A 21176-nucleotide genomic window follows, 5' to 3' on the forward strand; every position below is an offset into this window, starting at 1 on the left:
TGCCATTTCCTTTGCCTTATTAATATAATTATAGATTACATCGTTTGAGCTGAAATAAAAACATGAAAGAAACTAAATCCGAAAAGCCTAAGACTATTCGTAAAATTTCAAATAAAAAAATTACTCCAAAGCCGCCTAAGTTTAACATAGTGTGGCTATATGCCGTATTAATATTAGGATTAATTGTGGTATCGTACCTTATTAACGGTAACAGTGGTAAACCTATTACCGCGCAGCGTTTCCAAAACGATATGCTGAAGGCCCGTGATGTTGACCACGTGGTAGCCTACAAAAATGGCGACCTGGTAATTGCAGACGTTTACATTAAAAAAGACAGCCTGCGTAAACCTACTTATAATGACATTCGCGATCAGCGATCATTAAGCCCATCAGCAGGACCGCAGTATACTTTTAGTGATGCATCTTACGAGAGTTTGAAACAAACCATCGGCACCATAGAAAAAGACCTGCCAGATTCGCAAAAAACATCTATTCAGTTTGAGCAGCACGAAAGTCTGCTGTCTAACTGGCTGGTACAGGGTGTTATCATTATGGTATTGTTTGCCGTTGTATGGTTGTACATTATGCGCCGCATGAATGGTGGTGCAGGTGGCGGCCCGGGTGGCCAGATCTTCAGCATCGGTAAATCAAAAGCTACCCTGTTTGATAAAGAAGCACAGGTTAACGTTACGTTTAATGATGTTGCCGGTTTACAAGAAGCTAAAGAAGAGGTGATGGAAATTGTAGATTTCCTTAAAAACCCTAAAAAATACACCAACCTGGGTGGTAAAATACCTAAAGGCGCATTGCTTGTAGGCTCGCCGGGTACCGGTAAAACCTTAATGGCTAAAGCTGTTGCAGGCGAAGCACAAGTACCTTTCTTCTCCCTGTCAGGGTCTGACTTTGTGGAGATGTTTGTAGGTGTGGGTGCATCACGTGTACGTGATTTGTTCCGCCAGGCTAAAGACAAAGCGCCATGTATCATCTTTATTGATGAGATTGATGCTATAGGCCGCGCCCGTGGTAAAAACAATATTGTAGGTGGCAACGACGAACGCGAAAACACCCTTAACCAGTTACTGGTTGAAATGGATGGTTTCGGTACAGATTCTGGTATTATTATCCTTGCTGCTACCAACCGTCCTGACGTACTGGATTCGGCCTTATTGCGTCCGGGACGTTTCGACAGGCAAATTTCTATCGATAAGCCGGATTTGATTGGCCGTGAGCAGATTTTCAAAGTTCACTTGCAGCCACTAAAATTAGATGAAACTGTAGATGCCAAAAAGCTATCTGCACAAACACCTGGTTTTGCCGGCGCCGAAATTGCCAACGTTTGTAACGAAGCCGCATTAATTGCTGCCCGCCGCGATAAAGTTGCTGTTGACATGCAAGATTTTCAAGACGCTATTGACCGTGTTATCGGTGGTTTAGAAAAGAAAAACAAGATCATATCACCAGAAGAAAAACGCATTGTGGCTTATCACGAAGCGGGCCACGCTATTGCAGGCTGGTTTCTGGAGCATGCAGATCCGTTGGTTAAGGTATCTATCGTTCCCCGTGGTGTTGCAGCCTTAGGTTATGCACAGTATTTACCGCGCGAGCAGTTTTTACATACCACAGAACAGTTATTGGATGAGATGACCGTATCAATGGGTGGCCGTGTTGCTGAAGACATTGTATTCGGTAAAATATCAACCGGTGCACTAAGCGATTTAGAGCGCATTACCAAACTATCTTATGCCATGATTAAGATCTATGGTATGAACGAAAAAGTTGGTAACGTATCATTCTACGACCCACAAGGTGAATACCAGTTTAACAAACCATACTCTGATACCACAGCCGAGCTGATTGATGCCGAAGTACGTATTATGATTGACAAAGTTTACCAACGTACCAAAGACTTGTTGAACGATAAACGTGCAGGCCTTGAACTGTTAGCAGCTAAGCTTTTGGAAAAAGAAGTACTATTCCAGTCTGACCTGGAAGAGTTATTGGGTAAACGCCCGTTTGATGACCGTACCACTTACGATAAGTTTGTAAATGGCGAAGCGGCCTTAAACCCGGATGTTGATAACAACGCCATCCCGGAATCGGTAACCAACCCTGCCGGAACTACTAATATTGAAGGCACAGAAAAACCGTAAGTTTTAAATAACCAAAAAGCCATTATGCTTAGGCATAATGGCTTTTTTATTTTAAAGGGATGAGTAACATTACACCAAAAGAACGACTGCTTAAAAAAATACGCAAAGCCTTGCTGGAAAAAAGGGACAACCCTTATCCCAACCTGGAGGAGATGCCTATTTATCCCCCGGCAGAAGAAATTCCGGAGGTAATGTTTGCCGAACAATTTACAGCTGCCGCTGGCCAGTTTGTATTTTGTGAAGATGAGATCCAGTTTATAGAGAACCTGCTTACCCTGGCCGAAGAACGTAACTGGCACAAAATATACTGCTGGGAACCTGCTCTAAAAGCTATTTTAGAAAGGTATGAGTATCCCTATTATGAGACAGATAAAGACTTTGAACAATCTGAAGTTGGCTTTACCCTTTGCGAAGCACTAGTTGCCCGCAACGGTAGCATATTAATTTCTAATGCCGATGCCGCAGGCCGCAGGCTAAGTATCTATCCCCCTATACATATTGTGCTGGCCTATACTTCACAGTTGGTGATAGACCTTAAAGACGGATTTAATATTGTTAAGCAAAAATACGGTACCCAGCTACCATCTATGCTCTCGATAATTACCGGCCCAAGCCGCACAGCAGATATTGAAAAAACATTGGTGTTAGGCGCCCACGGCCCTAAAGAACTTTTTGTTTTTCTGTTAGACGGATAAACTAGGCCTTGGCTTCTATTTCAGCAGCCAAATTTTCCAGGGTACGTTCTTCTAATACTTCCCGTACGCTATTCCCTTCTTTATCGTACTCCCATTTAATAAGGCGGATATAGCCATCGGCAACCTCAATTCCGGTAATATCGCCATCATTAAAACAGCAGCAGCCACTATTAAAATAGGTTGGCCGGTAACCTGTGAAATTAAGCGAACTGTCTTTCTTTAAATGCCGCTTGGTTATCTCTGCTTCCAGTTTAGTAATGGTGGCAATATCGTGTGCTTTTTTTGCCCTGGCCCGCTGGATGTACAAACTCTCAATGTGTGTTAGCGATTGAAATACCGGCTGATGAGTATGCCCGGTTATTAATAGCGTATGTTGTTGTTTGGCGCTCCAATCATACATCATTTTGTTATGCGCTGTTTTTAAATCGTCATTATTAGCCGGGGTATTGAGGTTAATGCGCAAGTATGATTGCACGGGTGCCCATACGTTTGATACAAACCACTTGCTAAACCAGTTACCATCGCTTTGCAAATCGCCCTGGTGGCCATGCGTCATATATATATTTAAAGGTTTGCCGTTGATGATTGTCTGCAAAATAATGCCCTCGTAAATACGAATGGCCCTGCCGTAAATCTGAAACAGGCTCACCGATGCCAATGGGTCGTTATCCCAATACAGATCATGGTTGCCAAATATTTTTACAAATGCATCCCGCTTTAAAAAAAGTTTTTCTGCTTCGAAAGTAGCTTTGTTATGATGTTTAACGGTTAATAGCAAGTTTTCCCAAAGCTCTTCGCTATCGCCCAGATTAATGTAGGTAAAGCCATCTCTGTTATAATGCTCAAGTGCGGTGAGGTAATTTTTTTCGGCCAGTGCAAAATCGTCCGAATTGTCGCGTGCGCCTTTATGCTGATCTGACAAAATTATAAACTTACCCTGGTTAACATCAAATGGCACAACCAGCCCACGTTTACCGGGGTCTGTTAAAATTTTTTTTTGCAGGTCGCTCAATGCCTTAAAAACACGCTTTTGATCGGGCCGTGATGCGTATTTATCAGAAAGCCTGATAACGGGCTGTGTTAGTAATTTTTGAAGAATACGGCGCATTGCAAATTAACTAAAAACCAGTGCTTTGTGTTTTATTTGATAATAATATTTAATAACTACACCTGCATGCTTACTATGTATAGTTAAAACACAAATTTTAATACTTTAAAATACTTATAACATAATCAGACTTATTATAAAAATACCGGATGGCAACAAAATCAATAAATCCAGTATAAACTCATGAATTTATACCGGTAATTCTTTTAATAGTATAATGAGGTATGTATAAATACAGTATTTTTAGATCAAATTTTATTTGACCTCCTTAAACAAAAAACAATGTCACAAGGTAAAACACCTCCAATTATCGGCGCTAAAATTAAACTGAGCCAAGCTGAAAAAATGATCTCTGATTACAGAGCTAATTGCGACGATAGTCACATCCATCACTTAACCATCAGCGCAGACCATTTAAGAAAGATCATTGATCAGCCCGATTGCCATTATGTTAAATTTCACATCGCATTAGCCGACCCTACAGTAAAAGCGCAAGGCCTACCGGTTGGGCACACACTTGTTGCTGTTGGCGTAAATAGTGCATCTAATACCATTAAAGCCGGCGAAGAAGACTCTGAGGTATATGAAGACTTTAGCTCCTGCCCCCCTAATTGTAATCCCAACCCTCCGCATGACAACATTGTTTAATAGCTAATACAGATGGAATATTCTGCTTGGGGTATTCTAATAATAGATAGTTTGTTAGGACTATCATTATTATTTTTAAAGCAACTGGGTAAAAGTATGTATCCAGTTGCTTTAGCAGTTATTATTTCACTAATTGAAGAAATTGTAGCACATCTTTTCACTTTAAAATTTAATTACAATTTAAACGTTTACTTTTTTTTTAATCCTATTGAATACGCCTGCTTTGCGTGGTTTTTTTATGTTAATATCGATTACAAAACTTGTAAGAAATTAATAAAAGCAAGTGTATTACTCTTTTTTAGTTTCATTATTGGTTATCTCTATTATTTCACCAAACTCACCCCTCTTCCAGCAAAAATATTGCTAGATTATGTTATCGCCACAAAAGGATTACTATTAACGCTTTGGTCTATTGCCTATATAATAAACATATTCGATCAAATAAGCAACTACAAAAAATTGAGTGTGTATGTGCTTATGGTAGTTGCAGCCTTACTCTTTTACTCTTGTTTTAGTATTATACTAAACTTTTCGGAAATATACTTGGTAAATTATTCTGAATTGCACAACGTTCCATTAACTGTTATGTTTAGTCCCTTAAATAAAGCTCACATGTATGCATCACAACAATATGCTGCAGTTAAACCATTATTGTATTTAACCAATATCCTTTTATATTTATGCATTTTTGTGGCATTAATTAAAAGTGCTACAAAACCAAAAAAAGCATACTCAATTTAGTGTCAGAAGGTTTCGATTTTTGGATTTTACTCACAGTTGCTATTGGTATTTTAGTACTGTTTGTGCTATTTATAATTACCATCTTATTTATTTACCAGCGCAAAACATTTGAGCACCAGCAAAAGGTTGCGGCAATTGAGCAGAACCTGAAGCAGGAAATTCTGAAAACCCAAATAGAGGTTCAGGATCAAACACTTACCTATGTTAGCCGCGAAATACACGATAACATTACCCAGGTGCTTTCTTTTGTAAAACTATCCCTTGGTGTAGTGGGCAAAGATGCGGCACATACGCAAACCAAAATAACAGAAAGCCGGGAGTTAATATCGCAGGCTATTAATGATCTTCGTGACTTATCCAAGAGCATGAGCTTTGATACCATCAAAGCGGCGGGGTTGGAAAAAACGATAGCCTTTGAACTGGATCGGATTAACAAAAGCGGCCTGATTAAAGCAAAACTTAGCGTAGAAGGCGATGCTTTTTCACTCGGAGAAAAAAATGAACTGGTACTGTTCAGGATCTTTCAGGAAACTGTTAATAACGCGCTAAAGCATGCCAATGCCAAACAACTAAAAATTGAGTTGCGATATTCAGCAAAAGTGTTTAATTTGACCATCGCGGATGATGGTGACGGGTTCCCGACCAGCATATTGGATGAACATCGTGGGTCTGGTTTAAAAAACCTGCAAAACAGAGCAAACTTAATTGGTGCTGTCGCAACTATTAAAAGCTCGCCCGGCAACGGCTGTTCGGTCATGATCTCACTCGATCCGCTTTTAGAACACGTATATGCCAACGCAGATAGCATTAGTTGATGATCATCGTCTTTTCAGAAGTGGAATTGCTTCATTAATTGATCAATTTACCGGATACAATATTTTATTTGAAGCAGCCAATGGCCTGGAGCTAATTGAGCAAATAAAGGCCAGCCAAAAGCCCGACATTATTTTGCTTGATATTAATATGCCCGAGATGGATGGCTTCACCACCACGCAATGGCTTAAAAAAAACAACCCCGAAATTAAGATCATTATTTTATCCATGTTTGAGGATGCCGATAAGGTATTAAAAATGGTTAGGCTTGGGGTGCATGGTTACCTGCTTAAAGATTCGGAACCGTACGAGTTTGAGCTGGCTTTAAAAGCAGTGGCCAATAACGAATTGTATTACCCTTCATTCGTTACAGATCATTTAATTAAAAACCTCAATCAAAAAGAGCATATCAAATTAAATAACCGGGAAATAGAATTTTTAAGGCTGGCCGGTACAGAGCTTACCTACAAAGAAATTGCCGACCAGATGTGCATCAGCGCCCGAACTGTTGATGGTTACCGCGATCAACTATTTGAAAAACTGCAAATTAAAAGCCGCGTTGGCCTGGTACTTTACGCCATAAAAAATAATTTAATTCAATTGTAAATTTGCTAATTATTTTAGCAAATTTGTTGTATGCCATTTGAAGATAATCCCGAATATATTAAGGGTAGAGGAGCGCAGGTAAACACCCACAATAAGTTTCTAAAAAACAAATATGTGCTCGAGCATGCAGAGGGTTTGGACGAACCTTTGCTAGAAAACGAAGCTACCCAGTTTTATCACGAAAATGCCAAAAAAATTGTAAGCGAATCTAACAGCCCCGATCTAAGCCACATGTATTCTATCAACCCCTATCAGGGTTGCGAACATGGCTGTATTTATTGCTACGCCCGTAATAGTCATGAATATTATGGTTTTAGCGCCGGGTTGGATTTTGAACGTAAGATCATCATCAAACATAACGCGCCCGAGTTGCTCGAAAAATATTTTAATAAACGCGGCTATCTGCCAACACCTATTGTACTATCAGGCAATACAGATTGCTACCAACCGGTTGAGCGCAAACTCGAAATAACCCGCAAATTGCTCGAGGTATTTCTTCAATACAAACACCCGGTAAGCATTATCACCAAAAACAACCTGGTACTGCGCGATCTGGATATATTGATAGAACTGGCCAAGCTTAACCTCATCCACGTAAATGTTTCGATCACCTCGCTCGATGAGCAATTACGGCAAAAGTTGGAGCCCCGTACTGTTACGGCATCCGGGCGTTTAGCGGTTATAGAAAAACTATCGGCAGCGGGCATACCGGTAAGGGTAATGTCGGCCCCCATTATACCAGGCTTAAATAGCAATGAAGTGCCCGATATTATCCGCGCCGGGGCCAACCGGGGCGCTGTTGCTGCTGGTTTTACCATAGTACGCTTAAATGGCAGCATAGGTGATATTTTTACCGACTGGATTTACAAAGCATTCCCCAACAAAGCCGAAAAAGTGCTGAACATGATTGCCAGCTGCCACGGAGGCAAAATAAATGATAGTGATTTTGGAAGGCGCATGACGGGCGACGGTAACATTGCCGAATCTATCCATCAGCTGTACCGCATTGCCTGCAACCGCTTTTTAGCCGGCCGGGAAATGCCACCTTATGATCTTACACATTTTACACCTAAAAGTGGTAGGCAGACGAGTTTGTTTTAGTGCCTCACTCAACACTTATATATGGAAAATGCTTTAAATAACTTGTCGAACGATGGTGGGAAATCTTCTGCTATTACCAAAATTGACTTATTTACAGCAGAAGATTCTTCCTACGTCAGAATGACAAAAATGAGTGTTTAAAAACAAGCGCAATGTTGGTTTCAAGTATTTTGTCTTTTACTTTGATTATCGACTCTTGCCTCTCTCCCTAATATCCTAATCGCTTCAAGCCTTCTTTGGCTTTCTGCTCTATGCTGTTTTCGTACTGGTGGTTTTTAAATGCAATTGCCATGTTGTAATAATGTACAGCCTCGGGTTTGTTTTTTTGGCGCTCGTAAATGTTGCCTATTTTAACAGCAGCTGTTGGTGCATAATAATAGGCTGTTCCCTTACCTGTGTTAATAGTTAACTGGTAATTGCGTAAGGCTTCATCATCTTTATCCATGGCATCATAAACGCGTCCTAAACGATAATAATATTCTGTTTTGTCCTGTAACTGTGTTAAGCTGGCTGGAGTTTTATCCTGCAATATTTTCAACGCTTTATCATAAAAACCACCGTCAAACAATAAACGGGCTCGTAATAAATCGGCATTGGGCGTAGGGTTACCGGCTTCGGTTAAGGCCTGCTTATCTTTATCATTAAACTGGTAGCCTTTTGTTTTTACCAGCTGGATATAGCTTTGGTACTTACGCTCGTCGCCATGCAGTAACGCATCCCATGCTAAGTGCAGGTAAGCATCCTTAATAAAACTTACGCCCTTGGTTTCTGTCAGAAATTTCTTAAAATAATCATCGGCAGTACTATCCAGTCTGTTCATTTTTGCATTGGCCAGCAAATAATCCAGATATGGGTAAGGCTGATAATCCGGCCCTGTAGGGCGATGCTCCAGGTAATCTACAGTCTCGCCGCTATGCCCGGTTCTTAAGGCCACAAAGGCCTTAATATAAGCCTTGTTGAGGCTGCTATTATCCATAGATGCGGTGTACTGCTGCATTTTCTGGTAAGCATTGCTATCATTAATTACGTACGACTGGATATAGGTTAAATAAAACACCAACTCATCGTAATACATGGCGTAGCCCGAGTGCGGCAATTTAACCGAAAGTTGTTGCAGCATATTTAAACCTGTGGCAGCATTTCCTTTAATACCGAAAAAGCTCAGCGTACTTTTCAACGCGCCATCGGGCAGCGAGCCCAGCAACACATTAACCACCCCCAACGGAATATCATCGGGCATAAAAGCCGGGAATTTCTTGCTATTGGTTTGCAGCAGTTTGTAAGCCTTATTGATTTCGAGCCCTGCTGATGTGTTTTCGCCAAACCGGCTATGGATGAGCGCCCATTGGAGGTTAACCTGTGCTACAGCAAAATTATAATACGGCGATTTATCATCCTCGTTCTCCAACAGGCTTATGCGTTTACCTTTGTTATCTTTCAGTCGGTCAAAGTCTGCCTTGCTATCTGTGGTAAGCAGGTAAAAATAATCGTAGTAATTATCAAGCAGTATGGCAATGGCATTGTCGGGGTGCTGGGCCTTCTCCTGGTCTATCAATACCCTTGCACGTTTAAGTTTTAAACTTAGCAGGTTATCGTAGGCCTGTACACAATTACTGTTAAAATCAAAATTGGCAAACACCGGGCTGCAGCCCAGTAAAAAGATAGCTAGTACAAATATTTTTTTTACCATAACAAAAAAAGGCGCCTTGAGGGGCGCCTTAGTAATATTTTAAAAAACTGCTTAAGCAGTCTCAGTTTCGAGCGCTGTTTGCTCATCAACCAAAATACGGCCACAATGTTCGCAAACAATAATTTTTTTACGCTGGCGGATATCCGATTGGCGCTGAGGCGGGATCTGGTTAAAACAACCAGAGCATGAATCGCGCTGAATGGTTACTACAGCAAGGCCATTTTTAGCGTTGTTGCGTAAACGGCTGTAAGCTGTTAACAAGCGGGGCTCAATGCCTTCTTTAGCAGTTTCTGCCTGTGCATTCAACTCTCCTTCTTCTTTCTGAGTTTCGGCAGTAATGGTACCTAGTTCGGCTTTCTTAGCGTCAAGGTCACTTTTGCGGCTTTCCAGATCGGTAGCAGCTTTTTCGTAGATCTGCGTTTTGGTGCTGATCTCGTACTCAAACTCCCTGATTTTTTTCTCGCTCACCTGGATATCCAGACCCTGAATTTCAACCTCTTTAGAGATTGCATCATACTCCCGATTGTTTTTCACATCGGTAAGCTGGCCTTCATATTTTTTGATATTCGCCTGCGAATCTTTGATCAGATTTTTACGGGTTACGATATCATCTTCCAGATCATCAAGCTCTGCTTTGATCTTTTGGATACGGGTTTCAAGCTGGGCTACATCATCTTCAAGGTCTGCAACTTCCATTGGCAATTCGCCTCTAACCTGACGGATTTTGTCAATTTTAGTGTGGATGGTTTGCAGTTCGTATAAACCTTTTAGCTTCTGTTCTATGGTTTGTTCCATCAAATAAAATATTTTATGGGGTTTGTATTAATTTCTGTTAAACGGACGGCAAAGTTAGTGAATTTTTTTTGAATTTTTTCATATAATAAATGCTGCGTAAACTGCTCACTTTCAAAATGTCCGATGTCGGCAATTACAATCTTTTTTTCAGCGTCAAAAAACTCGTGATACTTATAGTCGGCCGTAATAAAAACATCTGCTCCGGCGGCTATGGCCTGCTTCAATAAAAAGCCTCCCGAGCCTCCGCAAACGGCTACCTTTTTAACGCTTTTACCACGCAGTTCAGTATGCCGTATTACCTGGGCTTTCATATTATATTTTACATGGCGCAAAAACTCCTCTTCGCCCAGCGCTATTGGCAGTTCGCCAACCATGCCAGCCCCTACCTGTTTGTAATGGTTTGTTAAATGGTAAAGATCGTAAGCCACCTCCTCATAAGGGTGCGAAAGAAAAAGTGCCATTAAAATTTTACTTTCTTGCTGCGCTGGGTAAATGGTTTCTATCCTTACCTCCGGCTCGTGGTGCTGCCGGCCTTGCTCGCCAACATATGGGTTGGTATCTGCCCCGGCTTTAAACGTACCGGTACCTTCGGCATTAAAACTGCATTCGCTGTAATTACCAATGTTACCCGCCCCTGCTTTAAACAATGCCTCACGCACTTCATCTGCATGCGCTTGCGGCACATAGGTAACCAGCTTTTTAAGTAAATTGGGTTTAGGCGAAAGGATATGGCAGTTTTGCAAACCCAAAACCTGGCATATGCGTGCATTTACGCCATCGCTTACACTATCCAAATTGGTATGTATGGCATATAAGGCAATTTGATGGCGTATAGCCTTCTCTACCACGCGCTCTACGTAGGTTTTGCCGTTAAATTTTTTTAGCCCCTTAAAAACGATTGGGTGGTGCGATATAATCACCTGGCAGTTTTTAGCAATGGCCTCATCAACCACGGCTTCGGTACAATCCAGCGAAATCAGCGCCTGGTTAACCTCCTGCTCGGGATGGCCAACAATTAGGCCAGAATTATCATAATCTTCCTGGTAGGCCAGCGGGGCCAGGCTTTCGAGGTATGTGGTTAGTTCTGCTAATTTCATAATATTCCCGGCAAGTTAACTACACGTTTAGCTACCTCCAAATTATAAATATAGAAAAGACCGCTAAGCACCCATCCGGGCTATTTCCAAACTTTCGTAGGCCATTTTCTGGTTAAATTCATTGGCCAGGCTTTTATAATTAATAATATCTACAATGGTACCAATAAAGCAAAAACCAGCTGTAAAAAAGTAAATAAGACCCATAACCGTTTGCCCGGTTAAAAAACGCTGTACCCCGGCAATACCCACAAAACCAAGCAAGGTAACCAGCATAATATCTTGCGGGTCGCGACGTTTACCTCCATAAATGGTTACAAAATTATGCTTTTGTGTATCGCTAAGCCCGGTAGTTAGCTGGCCTAAAAAAGTGGCTTCTTCATAAGTAACACCCGGAAACATTGCATAAGAGTTAAGATCCATGATTTATAAGGGTTTGATTTTCTTAAATTTAGATGTTTGCAAGTAAATTAAGTTACAAATCCGGTATAAAATTATTGCCAATGCCGGCAAGCCCAACCAATGTGCTTTAAAAGATTTACCGGTATCGCCATGCAGCAGGTATGTTATCGCATGCCCTATCCCACAACCGGGGCACCAGCCAAAGCCTAGCAATTTAAGCGGGCATAAAGTAAAATGGCTACCTGTTGCCGGGTTGCATAAACCAAGCGCCATGATAGCCATTATCCAAAATATCAGTTCGAAGTTAGCCTGTACCTTTTTAATCAATCTTTCTGGATTTGGTCATCAGGAGTAAAGATACACCGAAAGCCAATATTATTCCAATAAGTAAAGCGGCAAATAATCGCCCGGAAAGGTCAGAGGCTGTACCTGTTTCTGTTATTGTACCAATGTATAATGCCCCGGCCAATACAGCGATACCGCCACCTATAATCAAAATCTTAAAGCACTGAACAAGCGCCTGTATAAACCCCATTTCCCCATTAAGAGAGGCTCTGTAGGCGTTGATACCTAAAAACAAACCAATAAGCGGTATAAGCCCAGAAAGATATTCATAAAGGGATAATGTATTGTCTTTTACTCCAGGCCATATTTTTTGAACTATAACAAGCCAAATAATACTTAGAACGCCAATGAACAATCCATACATAACTGCATTTTTAATATCACTTCTCATAATACAATTCGGTTAAAGTTAATTGCCAGTAACAGCTGATCTGCTCCGCTTATGTAAAAGGTTTTTTGTCAGCAGATTGTTTGTTTTAACAGATATTTTTGTGTCTGAGTATCACTCCTGCCCTATCCGGGGGGAAAGCGCAACTTTGCGGTTGTTAAAAGGCCTCTCCTTTAGAGCGAATTTAGGTGAGGCTTTTCCAAGAGACTGTTTTTAGGCCTTGTTTTTGTTTATATTTGTATCGTTTTGAATATCCGTGACATATTAGACCGCTACAAGGGCGACAGCCGGGTGCAAGAAGTTGCGAAAGCACTTAATGCATCCAAGAATCCCCGCATACAATTACGTGGGCTTGTTGGATCGAGCGATGCAACAGTTGCTGTGGCGCTGTGGTTTTTGCAGCACCAGCACATGATATTTGTACTGCCCGACCGTGAAGAGGCCAGCTATATGCAGGCAGACCTCGAAAGTTTAACCGGCCAGGAAGTTTTGCTTTTCCCATCGTCATACCGTAAAGCATTTGAATTTACCCAGCCCGATAGTAGCAATGTGCTGGCCCGCGCCGAGGTATTGAATGATCTGAACCATACGTCATCGGTAGGCCGTTTAATTGTTACGTACCCCGAGGCTTTAGCCGAAAAGGTGATTGACCGGGCTTCGCTGGAGAAAAACACGCTGGAAATTTCGGTTCAAAATAACCTGAGCATCGAATTTATCAACGAGTTTTTAATAGAGTATGATTTTGAGCGTGTTGAATTTGTATACGAACCCGGCCAGTTTTCGGTAAGGGGCGGTATTGTAGATATTTTCTCTTTCTCGCACGACCTGCCTTACCGGGTAGAGTTTTTTGGCGACTTTATCGAAACCATCCGCACGTTTGAAGTAGAGAGCCAGCTTTCTATTGAGCAAATGAAAAGCATTACGATTGTGCCCAATGTACAATCGAAATTTTTGACAGAGAATAATATTTCCCTGCTGGAATACGCTGAAGCCGGAACCCAGATCTGGATCAAGGACGTACAGTTTACCTTAGATGTAATTCGCGATGGCTACAAAAAAGCCACCCAATTATGGAAAGCATTATCCGCAGATGAGAAAAACCAGAACCCGGATTGGATTGACCCTAAATTTGGCTTTACGGACGATAAGCTGATTGCAGATCAATTGTATGATTTTGCGGTTGTAGAATATGGCAAGCAGTTCTTTTATGAAGGCGCCAACGCGTTCAATTTTGAGATTCGCCCGCAGCCATCGTTCAATAAAGATTTTAGCCTGCTAATCCATAACATTAAAAATAACGAGGTTGATAAAATTGAGAATTACATATTTACAGATTCTGCCAAACAAGTAGAGCGTTTATATGCCATTTTTGAAGACCTGGATAATACCGTAAAATTTACGCCGATCAATATTTCGGTACGGGAGGGTTTTATAGACCGCGAGCAGAAAATTGCCTGCTACACCGATCACCAGATTTTTGACCGTTATTATAAATACAAACTGCGCAAAGGCTACCAGCGTACGCAGGCCATCACCCTCAAAGAACTTCGGGATTTAAAACCCGGCGATTACGTTACCCACATCGACCACGGTATTGGCAAGTACGCCGGATTAGAAAAAGTGGAGGTGAGCGGCAAAATGCAGGAAATGATCCGGCTTATTTATGCCGATAATGATTTGCTGTATGTGAATATCAACTCACTTAACCGCATCTCTAAATACAGCGGCAAAGAGGGCACTGTACCTAAAATGAATAAATTGGGTACCGATACCTGGGAAAAGTTAAAGAAAACCACAAAAAAAAAAGTTAAAGACATAGCCCGCGACCTTATTAAGCTTTACGCTATCCGTAAGGCGCAAAAGGGCACAGCTTTTCTCCCCGATAGTTACTTACAAACCGAACTGGAGGCCTCCTTTATTTATGAGGATACCCCCGACCAGGAAAAAGCAACTGCCGATTTTAAAAAGGACATGGAATCGCCGCACCCAATGGACCGCCTTATTTGCGGCGATGTTGGTTTCGGCAAAACCGAGGTAGCTATCCGCGCTGCCTTTAAAGCCGTTGCTGATAGTAAACAAGTGGCTGTATTGGTGCCAACCACTATCCTTGCAGCACAGCATCATAAAACATTTACAGACAGGCTTAAAGGTTTCCCTTGCAATATCGATTACATCAATCGTTTTAAAACCAGTAAGCAAATCAAAGATACTTTGGCTAAGCTAGCAGAGGGCAAGGTGGATATCATTATCGGTACCCACCGCCTGGTAAGCAAAGATGTAAAGTTTAAAGACCTCGGCCTCATGATTATTGATGAGGAGCAAAAGTTTGGCGTATCTACCAAAGAAAAACTAAAACAGATGCGGGTTAATGTAGATACCTTGACATTGACCGCAACGCCCATACCGCGTACGTTGCACTTCTCTTTAATGGGTGCGCGTGATCTTTCCATTATATCAACCCCACCACCAAACCGCCAGCCGGTAGTTACCGAACTGCACGTTTTTAATGATAAGCTGATTAAAGAAGCTGTTGAGTATGAAATAGACCGCGGCGGGCAGATCTTTTTTATCCATAACCGGGTAGCAGATTTAACCCAGCTGGGCGGCATGATCCGCAAGTTGGTACCTAAAGCTCGCATAGGCATTGCCCACGGCCAGCTGGAAGGTGACGATCTGGAAGATGTGATGCTGAAATTTGTGAGCCACGAGTACGATGTGTTGGTTGCTACCACCATTATCGAGGCCGGGTTGGATATCCCCAATGCTAATACTATCATCATTAACCACGCGCACATGTTTGGGTTAAGCGACCTGCACCAGATGCGTGGCCGTGTAGGGCGGAGCAATAAAAAGGCTTTTTGTTATTTACTCAGTCCTCCGTTATCAACCTTAACTTCCGAAGCACGTAAACGCCTAAGCGCTATCGAAGAGTTTTCTGAACTGGGCAGCGGATTTAATGTAGCCATGCGCGATCTGGACATTCGCGGCAGCGGAAACTTGCTGGGTGCCGAGCAAAGCGGTTTTATTGCCGAGATCGGCTTCGAGATGTACCATAAAATTTTGGACGAGGCTATCCAGGAGTTGAAAGACGATGAGTTTAAAGACCTTTTCCAGGACGAAAAACCGCGGCCTTTTATTTCCTTTACCCAAATAGATACCGATTTAGAGATCCTGATCCCCGACGAATATGTAACCAACATTGCCGAACGGTATAATTTATATACAGAAATATCCAAGCTGGAGAACGAAGTACAGCTAAGAGCCTTCGAACAGCAGCTTACAGATCGTTTCGGCCCCGTGCCGCCACAGGTGAACGATCTTCTGAATACCGTACGCCTGCAATGGTTGGGTAAAGCAATTGGTTTCGAGAAAATTTCATTGAAAAAAAATGTGCTGCGCGGATATTTCATCAGCAACCAGCAATCGCCCTATTTTGAAACCGAGGCCTTTAGGCAGGTATTAAATTATGTGCAATATAACCCGCGCCGGGTTAACATGAAAGAAGTTAAAAACACACTGCGCATTAGCGTGGAAGGAATTTCGACTATAGAACGCGCTGTAGAGTTACTGGGTGAAATGACGGGCGAAATAGTTAGTTAAACCTAACTATTTCATGGTATCTACCTTTGCCCATATCATATCGGCTATGCCTTGCATGCCCTTATCGCCGGGGTGTTGTTGTACTGCGCTGGCCACATCGGTTCTGTCGAAAGCATAGTTACTAAGATCTTCGCCCAAAATTGCTAAAGAGATGTATGGCGTATACCTGCTCATAATTAAATTAATGTAATCCCGGTTAGACCAGAAAGAACCTGCAGCCAATACTTTCAATTTAGGGTTATCCACTTTCATGTAAGCAATTAAGGCCTGGTAGCGCTTGGTAAATGCCACCGAATCAAATGAGCTTTGCACGTTTTCGCCGATACGTAAAATAAGCAGGTCGGGCTTGCTGTCGCGGTATGCCTTCAGTTCAGCATCAAAATTGTAGATATCAGAATTGGTTTCAAACCCTGCAATGTTTTTTGCCTGTACCACACAGCTTTTATTCACTTGCTGAAACTTTGCGGTTAATAAATGCACATAGTCTTTATTAAGCGCCGATGCTGCCATACCCCAGCTACCCGCCCACCCGAGTGATTGGTTCGGCGGAGAATAAGTGATGCTATTCCCCAGTATCAGCACATTGGCAAAAGGTGTAGACGCGGTTGTATTAGTAACAGCAGCTTGTTTTTTGCAGGAAGCCATTGCCAATAACAGCAAAAATGCAGCAAGGATGTTTTTCATTGCGTTTATGCACTAACCAATCTATAAATATCTTTCAGGTTACGGCCTTGTTCTTTGTAATCCAGGCCATAGCCAACCACAAACTCTTTCTCTATTTCAAAACCTACATAAGCAAGTTCCTGGATAAAAATTTCGATAGCTGTTGTTTTTGATAACAGGGTACAAACTTTTAGCGAGGCTGGTTTAAATACCTTCAGGCGCTCTATCAGGTAAGCCAGGGTATTGCCCGAGTCGATAATATCTTCTACAATAATTACGTGACGGCCCTGGATATCAACACCCAAGTCAATGTCGTTTCTTACGGTTCGGCTGCTGGCGGTGCCGCCAAAATATGATGCCAGCTTGGTAAAAGTTACTTCACAAGGTATATCTATCAGCCTTATTAAATCGGCAATAAATAAAAAGCTGCCATTTAGTACACCTAAAAATACAGGTAGCTTACCATCATATTCTTTACTAATTTGTTCACCAAGTACTGCCAGGCGCTTTTGGATAGCTTCATGGGTGATAAGGGGTTCAAACTCAAGATCTACAACTTTTACGTTCATGCTACAAAGCTACCTAATAAGCATAAAAGTTATGGCTTCAAATAACAGTATCTTTGTCACATTATTATGGAATACCAGGTTTATACCCTATCTAACGGCATACGTATACTGCACCACCCCGTAAAATCGGCAATTGCACACTGTTGTTTGTTAATTAATGCAGGTTCGCGCGATGAAAACCCCGAGCAGGAAGGCCTGGCGCATTTTATTGAACACCTTTTGTTCAAAGAAACAGAGCGCCGCAGTACTTCGCAAATTCTTAACCGGCTCGAACTGGTTGGTGCCGATTTAAACGCTTACACCACTAAAGAATATACCTGCATCCACGCATCTTTTTTAAAGGAGCACCTGGAGCGTACAATAGATCTGTTTGAAGACATTGTTTTCCATTCTACCTTTCCACAGGCCGAGCTCGAAAAAGAAAGAGGCGTTATTTTGGATGAGATTGCCTCTTACCTCGATCAGCCCGAAGAAGCCATTCAGGACGATTTTGAAGGATTGCTTTTTAAAGGCCATATCCTGGGCGGTAATATTTTGGGAACGCCGGATACAGTTAACCGCATTACTCAAGAAGATGTGCGTGGTTTCATTGCCAATAACTACAATACCTCGCAAATTATACTGGCCGTAGCCGGCGATTACGACTTCAAGAAGCTGGTTAAACTGGCCGATAAATACATGGGTGCCATTGCAGTAAATAATACGCCCAAAAACCGTATTAAGGCCCCTGTTAACAAACCGCAGCTTGTTAAGTCAGAGAAGGCTATTTCGCAAACCCATTGTGTTATGGGTATGCAGGCCTATCCCTCTTCACATCCTTATAAAAGCGGCTTATTGCTGCTTAATAACCTTTTAGGTGGTATGGGTATGAGCAGCAGGCTGAACTTGGAGATCAGGGAAAAGTATGGTATTGCTTACACCATCGAATCGAGCTATACGCCATTAACCGATACTGGCATATTTAATATTTATTACGGCACAGATAGCGAAAAAGCCGAACGCGCTATGCGCCTGGTTAATAAAGAACTGAAAAAACTGCGCGAAAATAAGCTGGGTACTTTACAACTACACCAGGCCAAGCAGAAATTTAACGGACAAATTGCCCTTGCCGAAGAAAACCGCATGGGATTAATTATCTCTATGGCCAAAAGCCTGATGGATTTTAACCACATTGATTCGCTGGAGGAGGTGATCGCTAAGATTAATGCCGTAACGGCAGACCAGGCATTGGAAATTGCTAATGAGATACTGGATAATCAACAGATGACAACCTTATCATTTGAGCCGCTGGATTAAGGTATTAGTAAACTTCTTTCAAGTCAGCTTCAGAGTAAAGATCTTCATCATTATTTAAAAAACTAAAGGATTCGCTTTTTGCTGTCATCTGTTGAATACTTTCAGACAGGTGTTGTTCGTCGTAGCGTTTAGCAACAAATTTGGTAAAGTCAGATATCTCCTTAACCTTGCCTTTGGGAAGGTGGTTAATTGCGTTCAGTATTCGTTTTATTGTTGCCCGCTTCGTCATATCTTATCTTAATCGCTTACAATCCAATTGCATTACAAACAGCGTTTAACTTAAATCGAATATTTAAAAGATTGCGAGTAATATGTTATAAAAGCAAACTTCTCTTTTCCAATGCAATTTATCTTTGAACTTTTCAGAAATGTAATAATCGGACCACAATATTTTTAAATTAAAATCACTCAAAAGTATTTTTTCTCTTTCTACTAATTGAATTAATACCCCATTATATTCTGACGACCTTGTATAAATATTGGTTAAACTATATGACTCAATGTCAGTGTTTTGAACAACCTTTCTTCTTTTAAGTAGGTATTTTATTTCCAGTTGCTGTGTTAAGTTATTAATTGATACACCTATTGGTAGAAGAAGAATTTGAACTATTATTAAAACATTAGCAATTAAAGCTAAAGCAATAACTATCACATTTAAAATAATAGGGATTTTATTTCCTCTTGGATAGATAGCAACATATAACAAAAGAATCAGTAATAGTATGAACGCAATTTGCGCAATTAATTTCCCTATTAGTTGATATTTATTTGAGCCAATATTCTCAATCATTTTAAATTTTTGCTTTTAATAAAACTACTTAATTTTTTAACAAAACTTAAATCCGTAATTTTGCAGTATGAGACTTCCTATAGTAGCGTATGGTGATCCGGTTTTAAGAAAAAAGGCCAGTGATATTGAAAAAGACGAAGCCGATCTTAAAAAAATGGTTGATGATATGTTTGAAACCATGTATGCAGCACGTGGCGTTGGCCTGGCAGCACCACAGGTTGGTATATTAAAACGCCTTTTTGTGGTAGATGCATCTCCTTTTGATGATGACGAACCAGAGCTGGCTAACTTTAAAAAAGCTTTTATTAACGCACAAATAGTAGAAGAAACCGGCGAAGAGTGGGCCTTTAATGAAGGTTGTTTAAGCATCCCCGATATTCGCGAAGATGTGTACCGTAAAGATACCGTACGCCTGAGCTATTACGATGAAAACTGGCAACACCATGAAGAAACTTTTAAAGGCTTGGCAGCACGTGTTATCCAGCATGAATATGACCATATAGAAGGTAAATTATTTACCGACAAGCTGAGCCCGCTACGTAAACGCCTGATCGAAAAAAGATTGAACGATATTTCGAAAGGGATGGTAAAGGTGGATTATAAAATGAAATTCCCGGCTGTTAAAAAGGGGCGTTAATTGCGATTAAGGCCTCTGGAAAAATCGCCGTCAGAGATCTGCTTAATCAGCGTACCCCATGCAATAGGGTTTAACAGCGGGTTAGGCGTAAGCGAGTGCTCATTCATTATCCGTGTGTGCATATCCTGGTAGCTGGCCATCTGAATTTCCTGTGCATCACGCGCCAGGCTGTTTATATCTACACCATAAATGGCTTTATACAAGTTTTTCTTGGCAATTTCCAGGTCATCATCCGCAATTTTCATGGTGATAAAATCTTTTCTGAACTCGTCTGTAGTAGCCCAGGGGAAAACGCGCACAACCGGCAGATTAATGGTCTGCGGTTTTAACTTTACCTGCAAAACATAGCTTTTATTACCTCCGGCAGGCACTACCACCGTCTCCGGCAAATAACCCACACTGGTAAAACGCAAAGTATCCAGCTCATGTACTACAAAAGAGAAGTAACCCTGGTAGTTAGACATGTTTAACTGGTTATGAAATGACAGGTTGGTAATATTTACATAAGGCACAATTACCGCACTACTGTCGGCATTGTGTATCACACCTGTAAACTGTATTAATGGCTGCTCTTTTTCTTGTGCCCAGGCTGTTATTCCTGTAACTAACAGAAAAAATAATATGCATGCTAAACGCTTCATCAACTTGTTAATCAATCTCCTAAATTAAATACTAATTAATAGGATAAATGGTTTTGTTAAAACGCAAAAATACAGCGTTGCATATACTGCAGCTGTATTTTTAACATAACTTAACATTATCTCAAATTTTCTGGCAACACCGCATTGGGGTCGTCAATATCTGTTAAGTTTATGGCCTCAATGGCAGTAATTTCTGGCACAGCCCTCATAATAGCCTGTTCAATACCTGCTTTCAGGGTCATGATGCTCATTGGGCATGAACCGCACGATCCTAATAACTTCAGCTTTACAACATGCTCAGGGGTGATCTCTTCAACAGAAACGTTTCCGCCGTCTGCCTCCAGATATGGACGAATGGTGTCCAGAGCTGCCTCTACCCGATCTATTAAACTCATTTATACTTA

The 21176-nt window shown here is 41.4% G+C and carries 23 protein-coding genes; 10 read left to right on the top strand and 13 right to left on the bottom strand.

The genetic code is table 11. From position 1 onward, the window contains the following. Positions 1-62: 62 nt before the first annotated feature. On the top strand, positions 63-2150 hold the full coding sequence (ftsH, locus tag RG47T_RS21565; protein WP_074491636.1) for an ATP-dependent zinc metalloprotease FtsH: 2088 nt from the start codon (positions 63-65) through the stop codon (positions 2148-2150). 59 nt (positions 2151-2209) lie between these two features. After that, entirely contained in the window at positions 2210-2845 is a 636-nt protein-coding gene (locus tag RG47T_RS21570) for a LutC/YkgG family protein (protein WP_074491638.1), read from the top strand. 1 nt (position 2846) lies between these two features. On the opposite strand, the gene RG47T_RS21575 is transcribed toward RG47T_RS21570, so the two are convergent. Then, positions 2847-3953 (bottom strand): metallophosphoesterase, encoded by a 1107-nt coding sequence (locus RG47T_RS21575; RefSeq protein WP_074491640.1) that lies wholly within the window; start codon positions 3951-3953, stop codon positions 2847-2849. Between the two features lie 282 nt (positions 3954-4235). Between RG47T_RS21575 and RG47T_RS21580 the strand changes: the two genes are divergently transcribed. From RG47T_RS21580 to RG47T_RS21600, 5 genes are read left to right on the top strand one after another with little or no spacing between them, the layout of a single operon-like run. Further along, positions 4236-4601, top strand: coding sequence for a hypothetical protein (locus tag RG47T_RS21580; protein ID WP_074491642.1), 366 nt, complete (start codon positions 4236-4238; stop codon positions 4599-4601). Positions 4602-4613: 12 nt separating this feature from the next. Further along, positions 4614-5342: a hypothetical protein gene (locus RG47T_RS21585; RefSeq protein WP_074491643.1), complete on the top strand. Its 729-nt coding sequence runs from the start codon at positions 4614-4616 to the stop codon at positions 5340-5342. Continuing rightward, positions 5342-6157 carry a sensor histidine kinase gene (locus RG47T_RS21590; protein ID WP_083627490.1) on the top strand — a complete coding sequence of 272 codons (816 nt, stop codon included), beginning with the start codon at positions 5342-5344 and terminating at the stop codon, positions 6155-6157. The genes RG47T_RS21585 and RG47T_RS21590 overlap by 1 nt, the downstream gene beginning before the upstream one ends. Then, entirely contained in the window at positions 6132-6761 is a 630-nt protein-coding gene (locus tag RG47T_RS21595; RefSeq protein ID WP_074491645.1) for a response regulator transcription factor, read from the top strand. The genes RG47T_RS21590 and RG47T_RS21595 overlap by 26 nt, the downstream gene beginning before the upstream one ends. Before the next feature lie 30 nt (positions 6762-6791). Further along, positions 6792-7862 (top strand): PA0069 family radical SAM protein, encoded by a 1071-nt coding sequence (locus RG47T_RS21600; protein WP_074491648.1) that lies wholly within the window; start codon positions 6792-6794, stop codon positions 7860-7862. A gap of 208 nt (positions 7863-8070) precedes the next feature. Here RG47T_RS21600 and RG47T_RS21605 read toward each other — a convergent pair whose 3' ends face one another. The 6 genes from RG47T_RS21605 to RG47T_RS21630 form a co-directional block, all read right to left on the bottom strand. Then, positions 8071-9552 (bottom strand): hypothetical protein, encoded by a 1482-nt coding sequence (locus tag RG47T_RS21605; protein ID WP_074491650.1) that lies wholly within the window; start codon positions 9550-9552, stop codon positions 8071-8073. A gap of 51 nt (positions 9553-9603) precedes the next feature. Beyond that, complete coding sequence (locus RG47T_RS21610; RefSeq protein ID WP_074491652.1) at positions 9604-10347, bottom strand: zinc ribbon domain-containing protein; 744 nt, start codon at positions 10345-10347, stop codon at positions 9604-9606. Further along, positions 10347-11444, bottom strand: a complete 1098-nt coding sequence (locus RG47T_RS21615; protein ID WP_074491654.1) for a Nif3-like dinuclear metal center hexameric protein — start codon at positions 11442-11444, stop codon at positions 10347-10349. The genes RG47T_RS21610 and RG47T_RS21615 overlap by 1 nt, the downstream gene beginning before the upstream one ends. A gap of 63 nt (positions 11445-11507) precedes the next feature. Further along, the gene (locus tag RG47T_RS21620) at positions 11508-11864 is read right to left on the bottom strand and encodes an NINE protein (protein WP_074491656.1); all 357 of its coding nucleotides are present in this window, start codon (positions 11862-11864) and stop codon (positions 11508-11510) included. A 3-nt stretch (positions 11865-11867) separates the two neighbouring features. Then, on the bottom strand, positions 11868-12170 hold the full coding sequence (locus RG47T_RS21625; protein WP_245770823.1) for a DUF2752 domain-containing protein: 303 nt from the start codon (positions 12168-12170) through the stop codon (positions 11868-11870). Then, entirely contained in the window at positions 12163-12579 is a 417-nt protein-coding gene (locus RG47T_RS21630) for a hypothetical protein (RefSeq protein ID WP_074491659.1), read from the bottom strand. The genes RG47T_RS21625 and RG47T_RS21630 overlap by 8 nt, the downstream gene beginning before the upstream one ends. Before the next feature lie 243 nt (positions 12580-12822). On the opposite strand from RG47T_RS21630, the gene mfd reads away from it, so the two are divergent. Then, entirely contained in the window at positions 12823-16176 is a 3354-nt protein-coding gene (mfd, locus tag RG47T_RS21635; RefSeq protein ID WP_074491662.1) for a transcription-repair coupling factor, read from the top strand. A 6-nt stretch (positions 16177-16182) separates the two neighbouring features. Here the strand turns inward: mfd and RG47T_RS21640 are convergent, their stop codons facing one another. Further along, complete coding sequence (locus RG47T_RS21640) at positions 16183-16860, bottom strand: SGNH/GDSL hydrolase family protein (protein ID WP_074491664.1); 678 nt, start codon at positions 16858-16860, stop codon at positions 16183-16185. Positions 16861-16865: 5 nt separating this feature from the next. After that, the gene (hpt, locus tag RG47T_RS21645) at positions 16866-17408 is read right to left on the bottom strand and encodes a hypoxanthine phosphoribosyltransferase (protein ID WP_074491667.1); all 543 of its coding nucleotides are present in this window, start codon (positions 17406-17408) and stop codon (positions 16866-16868) included. 66 nt (positions 17409-17474) lie between these two features. Here hpt and RG47T_RS21650 point away from each other — a divergent pair, with 66 nt between their 5' ends. Beyond that, positions 17475-18704 (top strand): M16 family metallopeptidase, encoded by a 1230-nt coding sequence (locus RG47T_RS21650; RefSeq protein WP_074491669.1) that lies wholly within the window; start codon positions 17475-17477, stop codon positions 18702-18704. Between the two features lie 4 nt (positions 18705-18708). Here the strand turns inward: RG47T_RS21650 and RG47T_RS21655 are convergent, their stop codons facing one another. Together RG47T_RS21655 and RG47T_RS21660 are read right to left on the bottom strand one after the other, a co-directional pair. Continuing rightward, positions 18709-18933: a hypothetical protein gene (locus tag RG47T_RS21655; protein WP_074491671.1), complete on the bottom strand. Its 225-nt coding sequence runs from the start codon at positions 18931-18933 to the stop codon at positions 18709-18711. Between the two features lie 63 nt (positions 18934-18996). Beyond that, on the bottom strand, positions 18997-19494 hold the full coding sequence (locus RG47T_RS21660; protein WP_074491673.1) for a hypothetical protein: 498 nt from the start codon (positions 19492-19494) through the stop codon (positions 18997-18999). A 67-nt stretch (positions 19495-19561) separates the two neighbouring features. Here RG47T_RS21660 and def point away from each other — a divergent pair, with 67 nt between their 5' ends. Beyond that, on the top strand, positions 19562-20131 hold the full coding sequence (gene def, locus RG47T_RS21665) for a peptide deformylase (protein WP_074491675.1): 570 nt from the start codon (positions 19562-19564) through the stop codon (positions 20129-20131). Here the strand turns inward: def and RG47T_RS21670 are convergent. Both RG47T_RS21670 and RG47T_RS21675 read right to left on the bottom strand, forming a co-directional pair. After that, the gene (locus RG47T_RS21670; protein WP_074491678.1) at positions 20128-20772 is read right to left on the bottom strand and encodes a peptidase associated/transthyretin-like domain-containing protein; all 645 of its coding nucleotides are present in this window, start codon (positions 20770-20772) and stop codon (positions 20128-20130) included. The genes def and RG47T_RS21670 overlap by 4 nt on opposite strands. A gap of 116 nt (positions 20773-20888) precedes the next feature. Next, the gene (locus tag RG47T_RS21675; RefSeq protein WP_074491680.1) at positions 20889-21167 is read right to left on the bottom strand and encodes a NifU family protein; all 279 of its coding nucleotides are present in this window, start codon (positions 21165-21167) and stop codon (positions 20889-20891) included. Positions 21168-21176 lie beyond the last annotated feature (9 nt).

The sequence above is a fragment of the Mucilaginibacter polytrichastri genome (assembly GCF_001911425.1).
GTDB classification, from domain to species: Bacteria; Bacteroidota; Bacteroidia; order Sphingobacteriales; family Sphingobacteriaceae; genus Mucilaginibacter; species Mucilaginibacter polytrichastri.